The organism is Porcincola intestinalis, assembly GCF_009696445.1.
GTDB lineage: Bacteria > Bacillota > Clostridia > Lachnospirales > Lachnospiraceae > Porcincola > Porcincola intestinalis.
In genome coordinates this window covers 39,941-57,802 of record NZ_VULZ01000017.1, presented here as the reverse complement: position 1 = coordinate 57,802, position 17,862 = coordinate 39,941, and the positions used below count along the sequence as shown (strand labels likewise).

The 17,862-nt window shown below is 52.7% G+C and carries 14 protein-coding genes; 2 read left to right on the top strand and 12 right to left on the bottom strand.

Annotated elements, in window-relative coordinates:
- From FYJ35_RS15275 to FYJ35_RS13025, 12 genes are all read right to left on the bottom strand, one after another.
- Positions 1-132: PEP/pyruvate-binding domain-containing protein (locus FYJ35_RS15275; RefSeq protein ID WP_154527266.1), on the bottom strand; the 132-nt coding region annotated here is incomplete at its 3' end.
- A 341-nt stretch (positions 133-473) separates the two neighbouring features.
- Positions 474-1,868 carry a glycine--tRNA ligase gene (locus tag FYJ35_RS13075; protein WP_154527264.1) on the bottom strand — a complete coding sequence of 465 codons (1,395 nt, stop codon included), beginning with the start codon at positions 1,866-1,868 and terminating at the stop codon, positions 474-476.
- 58 nt (positions 1,869-1,926) lie between these two features.
- Positions 1,927-2,688: a hypothetical protein gene (locus tag FYJ35_RS13070; protein ID WP_154527262.1), complete on the bottom strand. Its 762-nt coding sequence runs from the start codon at positions 2,686-2,688 to the stop codon at positions 1,927-1,929.
- 67 nt (positions 2,689-2,755) lie between these two features.
- Complete coding sequence (gene era / locus FYJ35_RS13065; protein ID WP_154527260.1) at positions 2,756-3,712, bottom strand: GTPase Era; 957 nt, start codon at positions 3,710-3,712, stop codon at positions 2,756-2,758.
- Positions 3,713-3,725: 13 nt separating this feature from the next.
- Positions 3,726-4,385 (bottom strand): DNA repair protein RecO, encoded by a 660-nt coding sequence (gene recO, locus FYJ35_RS13060; RefSeq protein WP_154527258.1) that lies wholly within the window; start codon positions 4,383-4,385, stop codon positions 3,726-3,728.
- Positions 4,386-4,474: 89 nt separating this feature from the next.
- Positions 4,475-7,387 (bottom strand): insulinase family protein, encoded by a 2,913-nt coding sequence (locus tag FYJ35_RS13055; protein ID WP_328597092.1) that lies wholly within the window; start codon positions 7,385-7,387, stop codon positions 4,475-4,477.
- 113 nt (positions 7,388-7,500) lie between these two features.
- A complete protein-coding gene (locus tag FYJ35_RS13050; RefSeq protein WP_154527254.1) occupies positions 7,501-8,193 on the bottom strand; it encodes a TIGR01906 family membrane protein in 693 nt (230 codons plus the stop codon).
- A 17-nt stretch (positions 8,194-8,210) separates the two neighbouring features.
- Complete coding sequence (locus FYJ35_RS13045; RefSeq protein ID WP_321058864.1) at positions 8,211-9,086, bottom strand: YitT family protein; 876 nt, start codon at positions 9,084-9,086, stop codon at positions 8,211-8,213.
- Positions 9,087-9,344: 258 nt separating this feature from the next.
- Entirely contained in the window at positions 9,345-11,663 is a 2,319-nt protein-coding gene (gene yicI / locus FYJ35_RS13040) for an alpha-xylosidase (RefSeq protein ID WP_154527252.1), read from the bottom strand.
- A gap of 215 nt (positions 11,664-11,878) precedes the next feature.
- Positions 11,879-13,180 carry an ABC transporter substrate-binding protein gene (locus FYJ35_RS13035; protein WP_154527250.1) on the bottom strand — a complete coding sequence of 434 codons (1,302 nt, stop codon included), beginning with the start codon at positions 13,178-13,180 and terminating at the stop codon, positions 11,879-11,881.
- Between the two features lie 197 nt (positions 13,181-13,377).
- Complete coding sequence (locus tag FYJ35_RS13030) at positions 13,378-14,217, bottom strand: carbohydrate ABC transporter permease (protein ID WP_154527248.1); 840 nt, start codon at positions 14,215-14,217, stop codon at positions 13,378-13,380.
- The gene (locus FYJ35_RS13025) at positions 14,217-15,104 is read right to left on the bottom strand and encodes a carbohydrate ABC transporter permease (RefSeq protein WP_154527246.1); all 888 of its coding nucleotides are present in this window, start codon (positions 15,102-15,104) and stop codon (positions 14,217-14,219) included. Before FYJ35_RS13025 ends, FYJ35_RS13030 begins: the two co-directional genes overlap by 1 nt.
- A gap of 221 nt (positions 15,105-15,325) precedes the next feature.
- Between FYJ35_RS13025 and FYJ35_RS13020 the strand changes: the two genes are divergently transcribed.
- Together FYJ35_RS13020 and FYJ35_RS13015 are read left to right on the top strand one after the other, a co-directional pair.
- Positions 15,326-17,149, top strand: a complete 1,824-nt coding sequence (locus tag FYJ35_RS13020; RefSeq protein ID WP_154527244.1) for a sensor histidine kinase — start codon at positions 15,326-15,328, stop codon at positions 17,147-17,149.
- Positions 17,127-17,861 (top strand): response regulator transcription factor, encoded by a 735-nt coding sequence (locus FYJ35_RS13015; protein WP_154527242.1) that lies wholly within the window; start codon positions 17,127-17,129, stop codon positions 17,859-17,861. The genes FYJ35_RS13020 and FYJ35_RS13015 overlap by 23 nt, the downstream gene beginning before the upstream one ends.
- Position 17,862 lies beyond the last annotated feature (1 nt).

Below are 17,862 nucleotides of genomic sequence, written 5' to 3'. Positions count from 1 at the left end.
CGTAATCGTGAAGCCCTGCGGCACCGGCAGTCCGAGCCCTGTCATCTCCGCAAGCCCGGCTCCTTTGCCTCCGAGAAGATTCCGCATCCCTGCGTTTCCTTCTGAGAACATGTAAACATACTTCTTCTCCATAACCAACCTTCCTCCTGACGTGACTGCTGCCGCCGCTCCTTCCAAAGCTGCCGGCAATCGCACAATTCTGTCCGCGCTGCGCTCCCTTGAGGCCGGGACAAATGATGAGCTCAGGCAGTCCGAACACTCAGACGGCCATGCAGCTGAAAATCATTCTGCCGAATACAGGTTTAAAACGGATGTGTCTATGCGCAAATTGGATCTTCAATGCTTCTGCTCATCAGGCATATTATACAATTACGGTTTGTTTTTGTCTATTCATATCATCATATTTGACAAAAGAGCCGGAGGTCTGTCTCCGGCTCTTTTCGTATCTCGATATTCAGGAATTCCGCCCTCTGTCAGAAGTCAAATTTACCGTCAAACCAGGATTCCAGCTCACTGATCGGCACCCGGACCTGCTCCATGCTGTCCCGGTCACGGATCGTGACGGACTGATCCGTCTCGGAATCGAAATCGTATGTGATGCAGAACGGCGTTCCGATCTCATCCTGTCTTCTGTAACGCTTTCCGATTGCGCCGCGGTCATCAAACTCACAGTTGTACTTCCTTGCCAGCTGATCACGAAGCTTCATCGCCGGTTCGGAAAGTTTCTTTGAAAGCGGGAGCACACCGATCTTGACCGGAGCCAGCGCCGGGTGGAAATGAAGAACTGTTCTCACATCGTTCTTCTCCGCATCGAGCACTTCCTCATCGTACGCCGCGCAGAGGAATGCCAGAACAACGCGGTCTGCTCCGAGCGACGGTTCGATGACATACGGCAGGTACTTCTTGCCGTTCTTCTCATCAAAATAGGTCATATCCTGACCGGAAACCTCCTGATGACGGCCCAGGTCATAATCGGTTCTGTCAGCAATCCCCCACAGCTCGCCCCAACCAAACGGGAACAGGAACTCGATGTCGGTTGTTCCCTTTGAATAAAAGGCCAGCTCTGCCTTGTCATGATCGCGCAGCCGAAGCTCATCCTCCGGAATACCGAGTGTAGTCAGCCAGTTCTTGCAGAAGGATCTCCAGTACTCAAACCACTCCAGATCCGTCCCGGGTTCGCAGAAGAACTCCATCTCCATCTGCTCGAATTCGCGTGTGCGGAATGTGAAGTTGCCCGGCGTGATTTCATTTCTGAAAGACTTCCCGATCTGACCGATTCCAAACGGAATCTTCTTTCTGGAGGTCCGCTGTACATTCTTGAAGTTGACGAAGATTCCCTGAGCTGTTTCCGGACGCAGATAGACCGTATTCTTCGCATCCTCCGTCACGCCCTGGAATGTCTTGAACATCAGGTTGAACTGACGGATATCTGTGAAGTTGTGCTTTCCGCAGGACGGGCACGGGACATTGTGATCATCGATGAACTGCTTCATCTCCGCCTGGCTCATTGCATCCACACTCTTCTGAAGCGTGATGCCTTCTTTTTTGCAGAAATCCTCGATCAGCTGATCCGCGCGGAAGCGCTCGTGGCATTCCTTGCAGTCCATCAGCGGGTCGGAAAAACCGCCAAGATGACCGGACGCCACCCAGGTCTGAGGATTCATCAGAATCGCGCAGTCGACACCAACGTTGTACTCGCTCTCCTGGATGAACTTTCTCCACCAGGCTCTCTTGACATTGTTTTTCAGCTCAACACCAAGGTTTCCGTAATCCCAGGTGTTTGCAAGTCCGCCGTAAATCTCAGAGCCCGGATAAACAAAGCCTCTGTTTTTTGCCAGTGCAACGATTTTGTCCATCGTCTTTTCCATCGTCTTGTGCTCCTTATCGTTGGTTTTATCAATCCCGGAAATCCGGAAAAGAAGCCGTTCAGGTAGACTGCTCGGCATCTTTCTCATAAATAATGTACATCAGCTGCTGTGTCTTTGCCGGCGGCTCCGCTTCCTCCGTATCGCTCTCCGTCCCATAGTAGACCGCGTTTGACGGCAGGACAAGACCGGTCTCGGATGACGCATTCGTCTCCTCCTGCAGCTTCGGCTGCGCGACATGAGAATTGATCAGCTCCGCATTCGCGCTCAGATACCGGATCTGCCCGGGCACCTGGACAACATGATCGGCCACTGTCACCGCGGCGCTGTATTCCTTATGAGAGAGCGCTTCATCCGATGAGACACCCTGATCTGTCAGGTTCGAACCGCTCACCTTCAGAAACGTATCCGGAAATGTAATTCCGCTCATCTGAACGTCCAGCATCGGGCCATCCGCGAATGAAACCTGGTTGTAGGATGCGTAGTCCTCCGGTGTCCGGTATACAAGCGTCAGGGCGATCTTTCCGTTCTCAGCCGAGTAAGCCGGTACGCTGATCGCATGGCCTCCATGTTCTGCGTTGTAGGACTTGACCGACCGGGCAACCAGATCTTGCAACTCATCTGCATTGTAATAATTCTGATCCAGCGTGTCGAAGATGGACTCGGTCACGCTCCCGCCTGCCGATATCTGAAGAGAAGTCTGCGTCGGCGTCCAGTCCTTCCAGTCATCCCGCCCCACGACCTGATCCAGCACGCTACATCCAGTCACGGCCAATGTCACACCCAGCACAAGAGCGCCTGCCATCAGGCTTTTTGCTTTCATTCACAGACTCCTTCCCCGTATAGCCTTCTGCATTATACAGTGCGGCGGTTAAATTTTCAACAAAGCATCAGGATTTCAGGCTTGACTTGTCATATCCCAGATTCTTCAGAATCAGCGGATTGTCCCTCCAGTCCTTTCTCACTTTCACAAACAGCTTCAAATTGACCTGCGCCCCGACCATGTCCTCGATGGCAATCCTGGCGCCTGTACCGATCCGCTTCAGCATCGAGCCGCCTTTTCCGATAATCATCCCCTTGTGAGATTCCTTCTCGGTGATTACAGCCGCCTCGATGTCCCAGATCGTGTCCGGATTCTCATAGACCTTCTCCGGATCCTTCGGTGCACTTCTGCGAGTCCGCTCCTTCATGGACAGAATCTGAACGGCGATACCGTGCGGAACCTCATCGCTCAGACATCTCAGTGCCTTCTCCCGGATCATTTCCGCGGCAATCTGCCGCATCGTCTGATCCGTGACCTCATCCTCGTCAAAGTACTTCGGTCCCTCCGGAAGATGACGGAATATCTCTTCCAGCAGGGAATCGAGGTTCAGGCTCTTCATCGCGGAGACAGGAATAATCTCCTCGAATGGATAGAGCTTCCTGTACTTCTCCATAAAGGCGGCAAGATCCTTTTTCTCAACCGTGTCAATCTTGTTCATGACCAGAATCACCGGCCTGTGGACTGCCTTCAGCTTCCCGGCGATGTACCGCTCCCCCTCCCCGGAAAAATCACTTGCCTCCACCAGCCAGAGGATGACATCTGCCTCCGTCAGCGTCTGAAGGGCCACGTCATCCATGAACTCGCCGAGCCGGTTCTTTGCGCGGTGAATACCCGGCGTATCTAGAAAGACAATCTGACCGTCTTCGGACGTATAGATCGTCCGAATCTGATTGCGGGTTGTCTGCGGCTTTCCGGATGTGATCGCAATCTTCTGCCCGACCAGATGGTTCATCAGTGTAGACTTTCCGACATTCGGTCTTCCGACAATCGCCACAAATCCTGACCGGAACTTTTTTTCTGCCATGAGCCCCTCCATCTTAATGAATGTTTGTCACAGAATCGAGAATTTCGAGGGAACGGAACGTCCTGTCGATCAGCCTTCCCCTGATTTTATCCTGCTTTTTTTCAATCTCCCCCAGGACCTCATCAGAGACTTTGAATGCGAAGAGCCTCTGAAGAGGCGCTGAGATCATGTACCAGAACGCATATCGGGCACCCTTTGAAAGGCTCTCATCCTTCACCACATCCTGCGGAAACTCTCCTCCCTGCACCATCAGACGGACTTCATAGGCGTAGCGCACCGCCCGGTTGTCAAGCGCCGGATTCTCCAGCGCAAGGAGCGCCGCATACAGAAGGTTCAGCATCTGCGTTCCGTCCATGTTCTCCTGCGCATAATACGCAGCGAACTCCATGAAGTAGAATCCGTAGTAGGCCCCTTCAAAGTCCGTCTTCAGTTCATCAAAGTAGTTCGTGATGTCTGCTCCGACACAGGTGTACGCACTCCTACCCTCATACAGGTGAAAGGTTCCGAAGGAAAACGGGACTGTCGCCGCAAGCAGGCTGCTGTTTGGTTTTCTTGCAGATCGCGCAAAGGCAGTGATTTTCCCACGCTCTTTTGTCAGCAGAACGATCCGCCTGTCATATTCCCCGGATGGTGCCGCGAGGAGCACCATCCCCTGAAGATCTATTCCGCTCATGTTCCTCCGCTATCCTGCGCCGGCCTGCAGCCTCAGCAGATATCCCCGGCTGCCGCCGGTCAGGCTCTGTCAGAGCTGCCGCCGGCATTTCACGAAAGCGTCTCCGTGCTTTTGAAAAGCTCCCTGCTTTCGTCGATCTTGCTCTCGGACCCGATCACGCACAGTGCTCCCCCCAAGAGAGCCTCCCGCATCAGCGGTGCCAGCGCCCGGATATCCGATGGCTGTGCGGCCAGAACCTCATTTCTCTCCTGCTGCACCTGCTCATACGTCAGCCCGGAAATGAACGCGTTCATGGAACGGGTCCCGGCAATCCGCGGAGTCAGCGGTGTGTCAAAATCCGATATGGTTCCGATCACAAACTTTGTCATATCGCGCTCTGTCGCATCGAACGTCTCAAGGTACCCCGGAATCCCCTCATAGATGCGCAGCGTATTGCGCAGGTGCGGATCCCTGTAGGAATAGAAGACCGCTGTCCCGCTCCTGGTGAAGGAACCGCCGCAGCCATAAGCGCCGCCCACAACTCTCAGATTCTGCCACAGATAGTCGTAGTTCATGATCACCTTCAGCACACTGAGCGCCCCGGTTGCCTTGTCTGCCGGGAAACGTCCGCCCTCGGCCACGTACTGAATTTTCCCGGGTGTCCGGAAGCCTTCATTCTTCTTCACCGTCTCAAATCCTGCCAGATAGCGGAACGGCCTGTTTTGATCATCCGGCTCTCCGGTGGATTTCTCATCCTCGAGCTGCCCGGACAATTTCCGCAATCCCGCCAGAATCTGATCTGTATAGGTGCTGCTTCCGGTATAGCTCGTCAGCAGCCTGTCATTCTTCAGGATGCTCCCCAGCAGCCGCTCAAGTGTCCTGCAAAGCTCCTCATAGCGCTCGTCAAAGTGCTCTTCCAGGTCACAGACAACATGGTAGAGGCTGATCCCGCCTATCCCGTCGTTGAAAACACCTGCAGGTGAGAAATAGGAGAGACATCTCTGTGCCGCCGTCGCATGTCCGGACGAGGTCAGCTGGACAGACAGACGGGACCGAAGCTTCTGAATGATTTCGCGCATCCGTTTCCGGTCGCTGAACTTCGATGCCAGAAGAATCTCGCCTGTTATTTCGAGTGCAAAATCGATCTCATCCGGAAGGGTGGCAATCTGCATGCCAAATGCCCCCTTGATCAGGTCTGCATCAACCGGATCTGTGAACAGCGAAACACCCGGTGTGACACCGCCTGTTCTCCGCCCGATTTCCGTTGCCAGCTCCCGGTAGGAATAGTGCTCTGTGTCAACCTCACCCAGCACATTTCGAAGGATCCCGAGATATGGAAGATCCTCCTGCGCGATCCCGGCCAGATCAAACAGGACCGTGACATACACAATCCCGTTCGTCTGATAATCATGGCGGATGAGCCGGATGCCATCCTCGCTCTCATCGATGTTGGAGAATGGCCGGGCGCTTCTGCCCAGATCCGACCTCTTCAGAATTGGAATTTTCTCGAGCTCCTCCTGGGTCGAGGGTGTCTCCTGGAACCGTCTGAGCTCCTTTGTTCCCCGGATCAGATCCTCTATCTGATCCCCGGACAATGAAGCCTTCAGCTCCGCGAGCTTTTTCTCAGTCGCTTCCTCCACCTTCTGCGTCAGTCCGCGCTCAGGCTTCATCGAGACGTAGCTGGTATGCGGATTATCCATGAGATACTTCCGGATCAGCTCTTCAAAATAACCGGTCCCGATCCGCTCACGCAGTGCTTTGAAGACCGCCCGCTGTCTGAGGTACTCAAACGGCTTCTCCTCATCATACAGCCAGCTGTCGAAGACATTGATCGAGTAGATGAGTCCCTTCGGGAATCCGCCATAGTCTGCCTCGCGGTAACGAAACTCCATGGAATTGATCGATGCCTCGATCTCCTTCGGGTTCAGGCCTTTCTCCGAAATGGCCGCCAGCGTGCTGGCTATGATCTCCTCAAGGCGTATGCTGTCAGCCTCATCGGCATTCTTTGCCGTGACGGAAAAGACAGGTTGCCGGATTGAGGAATCGAAGGAGCCGTAGACATCCGTTCCGATCCCTGCATCCAGGAGCGCCATTTTCAGCGGAGCGCCCGGCGCCTCCAGAAGAACATCCTCCAGGACGTCCATCGAGACGCAGAGCATTGAGTCGGTGCTCTGACCGATCACCGTATTGCGCGTCAGATAGGTGTGCCTTTCCAGCGGCTCCTCCGCCCCGACCGGGTATACCTCTGAAAGATGAACCGGCGCGGAGAACGGCTTCTGAAGCATCACCTCCGACGATACACTGATCCGCTCAAAGTGAGAAAGATAGGCCTCGTCCAGATATTTCAGTCTTTCCTCAAAGTCCATATCGCCGTACAAGTAGATATACGAGTTGGACGGGTGATAATACGTCCTGTGGAAATTCAGGAACTGCTCGTATGTGAGCTCCGGAATGTGTTCCGGCATACCGCCCGAATCCACTCCGTAGGTCGTATCCGGGAAGAGGGAGTTCATGACAAGCCGGTCGCAGACATCATCCGACGACGAGTAGGCGCCCTTCATCTCATTGTAGACAACCCCGTTGTAGACAATCGGATCCTCCGGCTTTTCAATCTGAAAGCTCCAGCCCTCCTGCCGGAAGATGTTCTCGTTTTTATAAATATTCGGATAGAATACAGCGTCCAGGTAGACATCCATCAGATTCTTGAAGTCGGTGTCATTGGTGCTGGCCACCGGAAACATCGTCTTGTCCGGATAGGTCATCGCATTCAGAAAGGTATTCATGGATCCCTTCACAAGCTCGACAAACGGATCCTTTGAGGGATATTTCCGGCTTCCGCACAGGACCGTATGCTCAATGATGTGTGCCTCTCCGCAGGAATCCTTCGGAGTTGTGCGGAAGACGATGTTAAAGACCTTGTTGTCATCGCTGTTTGCGATGAGCATGATCCGTGCACCGCTTTTTATATGCTCAAGGATATACCCCTCCGACCCGATATCGGAGAGCGTCTCCTTTCTGATCAATCGATATGTATCTGGAATCTGGAACCTCATCTGATCTTTTAAGTCCTTTCTAATGTGTCATTTGTGCCGCTTCTGATGGTTTATTCTGCCGAAATCCGGAATCTTCCCCCTGCTTATCGTCTCCTGCCCCTTGCCCTGGACCTGGCGATCCTGTCTCTCAGTCTTCTGCTTCGCCTGTGCGCTTTTCCAAACAGAATTCCTGCACCGGTCACAAGCACAACAGTGATTACAATCACGCACTGAAGGAAGAATTTGTCTGGAAGAATCAGAATCACCGGATCACTGGCCGGATCAAAGATCCAGTAATTGTTTCTGAAAAAGATCTTGTGAAAGGTGAGGAAGACCTTGTTCCAGTTCATGTAGGCCAGTCCTCCGAGGAGAGCCGGTATGAGGATGGTCAGGGTTCCGGCAGCCCTGAGATACCGGTATCTCAGGCTGTGCCTGTGTACGACCGCGGAGAGGATTGTCAGGAAACCACTCACAGCACAGATCACCTGCACCGCGTCAAAGATGCGCTTGCAGTCCGAAAAATGAATCTTTCCGCCCTGTGACATCGCAAAGTCCGGCAGCGAGAGAACCGGTGTACGATTCCACAGGTACATATAGGAAACCATTGCATGGTAATTCTTCCGGATGACCTCCGCACTTTTTCCGGAAGCCTTCTCCAGCCCCATCAGCCGGATATCCGCCCAGTAAAGCGGCTCCATGTAGAGGGTAAAGACAACCGAGAAGCTGATCAGGAACAATGTCAGAACCAGTGTCCAGAAGAGTCCCTTCAGAAATGTCGCTTTGTGTTCTTGTCTCATATCCTTCTCTTCCCTGATCAATCGTTCGGCTTGATATAGAATCTGCCGGATACCTGGTCAGTCTTGATGACATTGATGAAGGCAGCCGGATCGACTTCCTTCAGATCCTTCAGAACCATCTTCAGCTCAGGTGTCGAGATGACCGAGTAGATCATGGTGCGCTCCTGCCTCCGGTAGGTACCGAAGACATGCATCTCCGTCACGCCATGCCGGACGTCTGAATTCAGACACCGGACCACTTCGTCCGGCTTATCTGTCACAATGAAGAGCGTGTTCTTTTTATACCGGTTATTCAGCACATGGATGACCTGGGTTGAAGCGAACTGGAAGATAATCGAATACAGCGCCTTGTCCCAGCCGAACAGCAGGCCGGCACAGCAGAGAATTACCGCGTTAAACCCCAGGACATAATTGAACCCGTCCATCGCATACCTTTCAGACAGGTAGATGGCGACGAAATCCGTTCCGCCCGTCGTCGCTCCCGCCAGGAGGGCCATCGAGATTGCTGCCCCGTTGATAATCCCGCCGAAGATGGAGATCAGAAGGGTGTCATAGGTAATCGTTGTCGTCGGAAGGATTTCCGTCAAGATTGTGACAACGCTGATGGTGATGCAGGAATAGGCTGTAAACTTCTTCCCGATCTTCCGGACAGCCAGCAGGATCGGAAATGCATTCAGGGCAAGGTACAGACGGCCATAGGGAACATCCATCCCGAAAAACCGCTGAAAAATTCCCTGTACCAGCACCGTCAGGCCTGCAATCCCGCCTGGCAGAAGGCCGCCTGTATGTACAAACGTCCGCAGATTCACGGCCATCACAGTTCCCGCAGCAATACACACTAAAATCCGCTGCACGTCCCTGATTGTAAAAAAACGTTCCTCTTTCGCCTTCACAAACCAGCCCCGCCTTCTCTACTGAAATAGATTTATTATAGCAAAACACCTCCCGCACGGCAACGACGGAAACAGCATCCCCGGAATCCATCCTCTCTCCACGGAGTCAGCAGCAAACAGATGGAGAACAGCGTGAAAACAGCAAGAAAGGCTCCGGTTTCCCGAAGTCCTTCCTGCTGTTTCCTGTCAGAATTTTCTTCAGCTTCCTTCTGTACTTTTTACTGGTTTCCTTTCAGATCCGCTTTCGATGCATGTCCATTACAGACGGATGCAGGCTGTCTTTCCCTCTATCTTTGCGTGCCTTTTGCTGCCATCCGGAAGGACAACCTCAAAAGCTGCACCTTCAGCTTCCCTGTCGAGTGCGAGCCGCACCTCGCCATTCTCCAGAATGGCCTTTGCGCTCAGAACGGTCTTTCCGCTCTCATCCGGCACCTCGCAGGAAGCATACACTCCATCCTCCGGCAGATAATAGCGGAATGTCACATTGTCTGTATAGTCATAGTCCGGGCGCTCGTCATGGCTGCCGATTGCAAGAAGGCTGTTCCCCCGCACGAAGACCGGGAAATCCAGATAGCTGTACTTTTTCCGGTGCCACTTCCCGCCCTCGAGCACCTCAGAATCGAGCAGAGAGATCCATTTCCCGTCAGGGAGGTAGCATTCTCCAATGCTCTGGTCATTGAAGATCGGCGCGACAAGGATGCTCTCGCCAAACATATACTGAAGGTCCAGATACTGGCAGGCACGGTCATCCGGATATGCAAACGGCATCGGCCTGCAGACCGGCGTTCCCTTCTCATGCGCGATTGCCGCCATCCGGTAGATATACGGCATCAGTCTGCACTTCAGCTTACTGAATGTGCGCACAACATCGACCGACTCCTCGTCAAAAATCCACGGAACGCGGTAGGTGTCAGAGCCGTGAAGACGTGAATGAGTGGAGAAAATACCAAACTGCACCCAGCGCTTATACAGATCAGGCGTCGCCGTCGATTCAAATCCGGAGATATCATGGCTCCAGAACGCGAACCCGGACATCGCGAACGATAATCCGGCATGAAGCGTTTCCGCCATCGAGGCATACGAGGCAAAGCAGTCGCCGCCCCAGTGGACCGGGAATTGCTGGCTTCCGGCCGTTGCCGAACGGGCAAACAGCACAGCCTGATTCTTCCCTCTCTCCTCCTCGATCGCGCGGAACACCGTGCGGTTGTAGAGGAAAGTATAGTAGTTGTGCATATCGACCGGGTTGCTTCCGTCATGATAGATGACGTCCACCGGAATCCGCTCACCGAAGTCCGTCTTGATTGCATCGACACCCGTCTGAAGAAGTTCCCTGATCTTTCCGGCGAACCACGCCGCAGCATCCGGGTTTGTAAAGTCGACAAGCGCCATCCCCGGCTGCCAGTTGTCCACCTGCTTGACCCCCTTCCCGTCAGCGCGCATCAGGAAATACCCCTTTTCCACGCCTTCACAGAACATATCTGTGTTCTGAGCGACATATGGATTTGTCCAGCAGCAAACCTTCAGTCCCTTTTTGTGATATTTGTCGATGATCCGCTTCGGATCCGGAAACGCAACCGGATCCCAGACAAAATCGCACCAGTGGAGCCCTCTGAGCCAGTAGCAGTCAAAGTGGAACACCGAGAATGGGATATCCCGCTGCTGCATGCCTTCCACCAGGGCGTCAGTGGTCTTCTCGTCATAGCTCGGCTTGAAGGAGGTCGAGAGCCACAGCCCGAAGCTCCACTCAGGCGGAAGGGCCGGACGTCCCGTCAGTTTTGTATAGACGTCAATGATGTCCTCAGGCGTCCTGCCGTAGATGACGTGAAAACGAAGCTGTTCTCCCGGAACAGAGAAGCCGACATACTCCACTTTTTCAGAATTGATCTCGTAGGAGACCTGTCCTGTATGGTCTACAAACACCCCATAATGCTCCGAGGTCATGTAGAATGGGATATTCTTATAGCTGACAGAGCTGGAGGTCCCGCCGTCCTCATTCCACATATCCACCACCTGCCCGTTCTTGACAAATGGTGTGAAGCGCTCCCCGAGACCGTAGACGGTCTCTCCAGGCTTGACCGACAATTCTGCTTCCATATAGGGCGCATAGTCCTGAGCGAAATAATCCGGAACCATGTTCAGCTTAGCCGGCTGTTTATTCACCCTGAAGTAGGCGAGATTGCGGAAACCACAGGAGGTCAGCAGTCTTCCATCTGCCTCAAACCGGATATTCCAATCCTTCCGGCTCACGCGTACCTTCATGTTCCCTGCCGTGAGAACCGTCTCGTCCTCCAGCTCCTCTACCTCAACGTCGTCCGGTTCTGTATGCAGTTCAAAGCGGGGTTCCTTCTCGTCATACGCCATGAAATGAAAAGCCCTCACCTCAATGTCGTTGTGAGAACTGCTGACGATATCGACATACAGCACGGTGATATCCAGTGCGTCCGCCCGGCTTCTGATCGGCCGCTCCGGCGCCGCAATCCGGATTCCATGCGGAATCCGTTCGATGGCATATGCCTGCGATGCATAGCTTGCCTGTACACTCTCCTTGCGGAGCCAGTACCCTTCGGTAAACTTCATGATGTCTTCTCCTCTGTCTCTGTCTGCTGAATGGCTCTGCCCGGTCATCCACACGCGGCATTTCTCTTCCCATGTCCGCTCCTGCTGATGCATGCTGCAGCCTTGTCATCGGCTGTCCGGCAGTCTCACATTCTCACATATGAGTCTGTTATGCCGCAGACAGGCATAGGTCCTGTCTGCGGCATCTGCGGCAATTGAAATACTTTTCTGTATATTTACTGTGCGTTTGGTCCGTCGATCGCCGCGCACTGCTCGTCGATCGTCTTGATGGTGTCTTCCTTCGATGTCGTTCCTGCAATGTAGGACTGCATCGCCTCACCGAAGACCTGGTGGAAGGAATCCGTGGAATCGACAATCGCCAGTTCACCGGAACCCTTCTCATCAGCAAGCTTCTTGCCCTGCTCGATGATCACAAAATCGGATGCCTTGTCTGACTTGACAGGCGGGACAACCCCTGCCACATCTGTGAACCATGCCTGGCCTTCATCAGAAGTATACCACCAGTTGATGAAATTCAGAACAGCCTGGAGATTCTTGGAATCCTTGTTGATTCTCAGTGCCTGGTCAGACCCGGAAATCACCTGTGCATCTTCCGCCTTGTCGTCTACCGGATATCCTGCAAATCCGATCTTCAGATCCGGGTTGATCTTTTTCAGGTCCGCTTCGACCCATGCGCCCTGTCCAAGCATAAAGGCAACCTTTCCGGAAGCAAATGCCTGCTCTTCACCGGCAAGATCTGTCTCAAGCGGCTTGTCATCCCCGTTCTTGACGACATAATCGATGAAGTCAAAGAAGTTGTCACAGGCGATCGGATAATCCTTGATGGACTTCTCTCCCTTCTGGATCGAAGCGACCAGGTCAGCCGCGCTGATTCCGGCAGCCTTTGCCGCAGCATCGACAAAGTGCTGTGCAACATGCTTATAAACCCACCATTCCATGAATCCAGTTGTGAACGGTGTGTATCCTGCACTCTTGATCTTGTCGCAAGCAGCCTTCAGTTCCTCCGTTGTCTCCGGAACCTTGTCAACACCAGCATCCTTGAGTACATCCTCATTATAGATCATACCAAAATAGTTGCCCTTGATGGCGATTCCGTACATTCCGCCGCCTTCCTTCGCGGAAGCCATCGCGGACGCGACACCAGGATCAATCGTCTTCATCAGCGGCTGATCGGACAGATCAAGTGAATACTCCAGATAGGTATCGATCTCCTTTCCGGATGTGGAGGAGAAGATGTCCGGAACATCTCCGGAATTGATCTTCGCCTTCAGAAGGGTTGGGTAATCATTCTGGGTTGTCTCATAGTTGATCGTGACATTCGGCGCCACCTTCTTGTAATCGTCGATCAGCGTATTGATGGCATCCGCATACTCCGGCGAAGCGATGAACATATAAATCTCTCCGGAATCCTGTGACGGATCCACTGCCGCTTCTGTCTCCCCTGCAAATGCAGGAAGCGCTGCGACAGACGCCGCCATGGCTGCTGCCATGACCAGAGATACAAGTTTCTTTTTCATAGAAGACACTCCTTTCTGCTTTGGGTCCTCGAACCCGGTTTATATGTGATTGATCAAGGCAGATCTCTCTGCCTGTTTTCCCTCTACCGTACCGGCTTTATTCCTGTGCCACTGAACCCGCACGGCCATGTTCCCATATGAGGCCGGCTTCCTCCCGGACCCGATGGCGTCACCATGCTCTTCAGCTCTTCGGCATCTCAGCCCTTCACTGCACCTGCCACAACGCCCTCGACGATATATTTCTGGAGAAATATGAAGACGAGGATGGACGGGAAGACGGCCATGACCATGCCGGCCATCGCGTACTGCCACTGCGTGTTCATCTGTCCGACGAAGGTATATGCCGCCAGCACCAGTGTCTTCGTCTTGTTATTTGAGTTGACCATCAGCAGCGGAAGCAGGAAATCGTTCCAAATCCACATGACATCCAGCACGATGACCGTCACCGTCACCGACTTCAGGAGCGGAAAAATGACCATCCTGTATGTCTGCCAGGTTGTCGCGCCATCGACGGTCGCCGCTTCATCAAGGTCTCTCGGAATGGTCGCCATAAAATTATAAAAGATAAAGGTCGCCATCGGAATGCCGAACCCCCAGTACTGAATGCCCAGGCCGACTCTCGAATTGTTCAGGTGGATGATGTTCATCGCCTTGAGCAGCGTAATCATGATGGTCTGGAAAGGAATCAGCATCGGTGTGATCAGGAGCGTATAGATGAACTTTGTGTATCTCGTCCTCCTTCTGTCACAGATGTATGCCGAGAGAGAGGAAAAAAACACGATCCCCACGATACCAATGACTGTGATCATCACATTGTTCCACAGGAGCCTGAAATACTGGATCTTCTCTCCGACATACAGATAATTTCCGAATGTCGGCTTCTTCGGAAGCGAGACCGGCGTCGCGATAACCTCCCCGAACGGCTTGACTGAATTCATGAACATCAGCGCAACCGGATAGATATAAAGCAGTGCGATCACCGTCAGAATCACCACAAGGATGACATGTGACAGTCTCTGTCTGGTTTTCCGTCTCATCAGAGTGCGACCTCCTTTCTGGACATCATCTTCAAGGTCAGCTGCGTGATCACGAGGACAAAGACAAAATACAGGATCGCCTGCGCAGATCCCAGACCATAATTGTTCCGCGTGAACGCCTCATTATAGATGGACAATGTTGCAGAGTACGTCGACTGTCCAGGTCCTCCCTTTGTCAGTGCCAGAATGATGTCAAAAACCTTCAGTCCGTTCGTGAGGGACATAAACACGCAGGTCGTCATCGATGGCCCGAGCAGCGGAACCGTCACTTTGAAGAAGGTCTGTCTCCTCGATGCACCGTCCACATAGGCCGCTTCGATAATATCCTTCGGAACCGCCTGCAGCCCTGCGATATAGAGGACAATGTAGAAGCCCAGAGACTGCCAGATCCCGACGATTGTGACGGACCAGAACGCCATGCTCGGGTTTCCAAGCCAGGACAAATTCCAGAATCCCCAGCCTGTGAGCTCAAAGAACTTCTTGAACCCGGATGTGAAGATGAACTTCCAGATGAAGCCCACGATGTTCATCGACATGATATACGGAATAAAAAACAGACCTCTGTAAAGATTCGCCAGCCTGAATCGTTTCGTCAGAGCAACGGCAAGTGCCAGTGCTGCGACATTCGAAACGATGACAAAGAAAAACGTGTAGCGGATCGTGAACCACATCGCCGAAAGGAAGCTGTCGCTTCCACTCAGGATTGTTTTGAAGTTTTCCAGGCCGATGAAGACAGGCTGCTTCGCGATTCCGTTCCATCTGGTCAGCGAATAGTACCCGCTCATCACGAAGGGGATATACATGACCATACATACCAGGATGACGGCAGGAATCGTGAACAGGACGTTTTCGAGCCCTTTCTTCTTTTTCATGCTGCTTCGCTTCATGACACACTCCTTACCAGTCAGGCTAAACGCCTGATTGACTTGTTCTGACAAGATTATACCTTCGTGATTCTGCCAAAGATATGGAAATAATTGATATGTAATCTGTACTATTTTGACATCCATTTTCCCTGAACCTGCCTGTCTCTTTGATATCCTTTTTTGTTGTTGTATGATACAGGGGAAAGAGAAAGGAAAAGCCGAAGAGATTCGGATGAAAAGGAATGAACATGAAAAAGATCGCTGCCCGGCTTAGGGCAAAACTGTCGGCACGTCTCGCCAGAACACCCCTCTGGGTCTCATTTATGCTGATGACCAGCCTGTTGCTGCTGGCCAGTACCCTGCTGCTGTCGTTATTCAATTACAACTACAGCCGTTCCGGTTCGATCAAAGAATATAACACGCAGTCTGAGCGTCTGCTGAATCTGAAAACGCAGAATCTGAAGTCCTATCTGGACAGTCTGTCCGAGTTCTGTGTCCTGCCGGTCACTGACAATGCCTTCTACCAGCAGCTCCATCAGACCGTTCCGCTTTCCCAGGCTGCGCAGCAGGATATCCTGCAGAAGATTCAGACCTATTATTACACCAGAACCGATCTGAATGCTTATCATCTTTACCTGCTGAATCAGGATCTTGTGATCGGACGCAGCAGCGGTGATCAGCGGATGAAATTGCAATCCGCTCCGAACATGGGCGGAAACCGGCAATTGGAGATGTGCCTGAAGGCGAAGAGCGGCGCCTCCATCTCCCCTGCCTCCGACGGCTCTCTGTTTGTTTTCAGTCATACCATCATCCGGATCTCAGACAGAACCCCTCTGGCGGCTGCCGTCATCGAGGTTACACCGTCCGCCCTGCTTTCCGGTATGGAGGGGACGAACATCACGCTGTACAGCGGCGGAACCCTTCTTTATACTTCCGCGAAGGGAGATCTCGGATCGGTGCTGAAAAGCCCGGACGCTCCTGATTCCGTTCTGGCCCGCGGACCTCTCCCGAAGGATGGTCTGGTCCGGATCGGGGACGAACAGTACCTCTGCAGCGCCGCACAGGACGAAACCTATGGGTTCCGGCTCGTCTCGCTCCAGCCTATTTCTTCAATTGAGGAAAGCTTTCGCCGTGCCAGGACCTTCTCCCTGCTGGAGGGCTTTCTGTTTCTGATGGTTTCTCTGTTTCTGACCTACTTCTCCTTCCACTTTCTGACAGCACCGCTCGCGCAGCTCTCTGTCAGCCAGAAGAAGCTTGGAAAAGGACAGTTTCTCCAGATCCGTCTGGGACGTTCCCTGGAAGTGGCAAGGCTCAGTGACAGCTTCAACCAGATGTCCGCACAGATTGAAAAGCTGATCCGCGAAAATCTGATCGCAAGCCTGAACGAGAAAACCGCCAAGCTGACCGCCCTCGAAGCTCAGCTGAACCCGCATTTTCTGAACAATACGCTTCAGGCAATCGGTTCGGAGGCGCTGATGTGTGATCAGATTGAAATCTATGATATGGTGACCAAGCTTGCGCAGATCTTTCGATACGCGCTGAAAGCAGGAAACCAGGTCCCGCTCCGTGAGGAAATGGTCTTCACACAAAATTACATTGACCTGCAGAAGCTTCGGATGAATGACAGACTTGATGTCAAGATCGATATCAGAGAAGATCTCCTGGATGTAACCGTCCCAAAATGTTGTGTTCAGCTGCTGGTTGAAAACGCTATTCTTCACGGGATCACCGGTGACAGAAGCTCCATCCATATTCAGATCGAAGCCAGAAAAACCATGCCAAACAGCGGTCCGGACGGACCTTCCTATTTCAATCTGACCGTGTCAGATGATGGTGCCGGCATTCCGGCAGACAAGCTGCAGAAAATCCGCCACTCGTTGAAAGCACCGCTTTCCCAGGACAATGCAGGAAGCATCGGCCTCGTGAACCTCAGCACCCGCCTGAAGCTGATGGCCCCTGAGGCCTCATTTCTCCAGATAGACAGTGTAGAGGGAACCGGAACCAGGGTATCACTGGTCATGAACCTTCAAAGGAGCAGAAAGAATGTACAAAGCATTGATCATTGACGATGAAAAGCCGGTCCGTATCGCGATCAGCAAACTAGGTACCTGGAGCCGTTTTCACCTGGATGTCCCAGCCTGTGCAGAAAATGGAAAGCAGGCGCTCACACTGATGCGGGAACTGTCGCCTTCGATTGTCTTTGTTGACATGTCGATGCCTGTTATGGACGGTGTTGAATTTCTGAAGCATGCCACACAGGAATGCGGCAGATGTTCCTTTATCGTGATCAGTGGCTACGATGACTTCCGCTATGCGCAGCAGGCCATTCATTTTCATGTGTCAGACTACCTGCTCAAGCCGGTTGTTGCCGATGAGCTGAACAAGGCCATCGAGCATGCCATGAAAACGCTGTTTCCGGACGAAGACTTTTCTGGAGAAGACTCTGTTTCAAGTCTCACTGCCCAGCAGGTTGTCACCCTTCTGCATGACACAATTGATCGGGACTACACGCACAATATCAGGCTTTCAGAATTTGCGGATCGATACTTTTTTTCGCATGAATACCTTTCAAGGCTGTTCAAATCCACCTACCATCTGGGAATTTCCGAATATCTCACATCCGTTCGGATGGAGCGGGCTGCAAGTCTGCTGAAGGATCCTGCAATCCGGATCACAGAAATTGCCTCCAGAGTCGGATATCCTGACAATACCTATTTCTCGAAGGCCTTCCGGAATTACTTCTGTGTCTCTCCCAGCGAATACCGCTCAAGATGCTGAT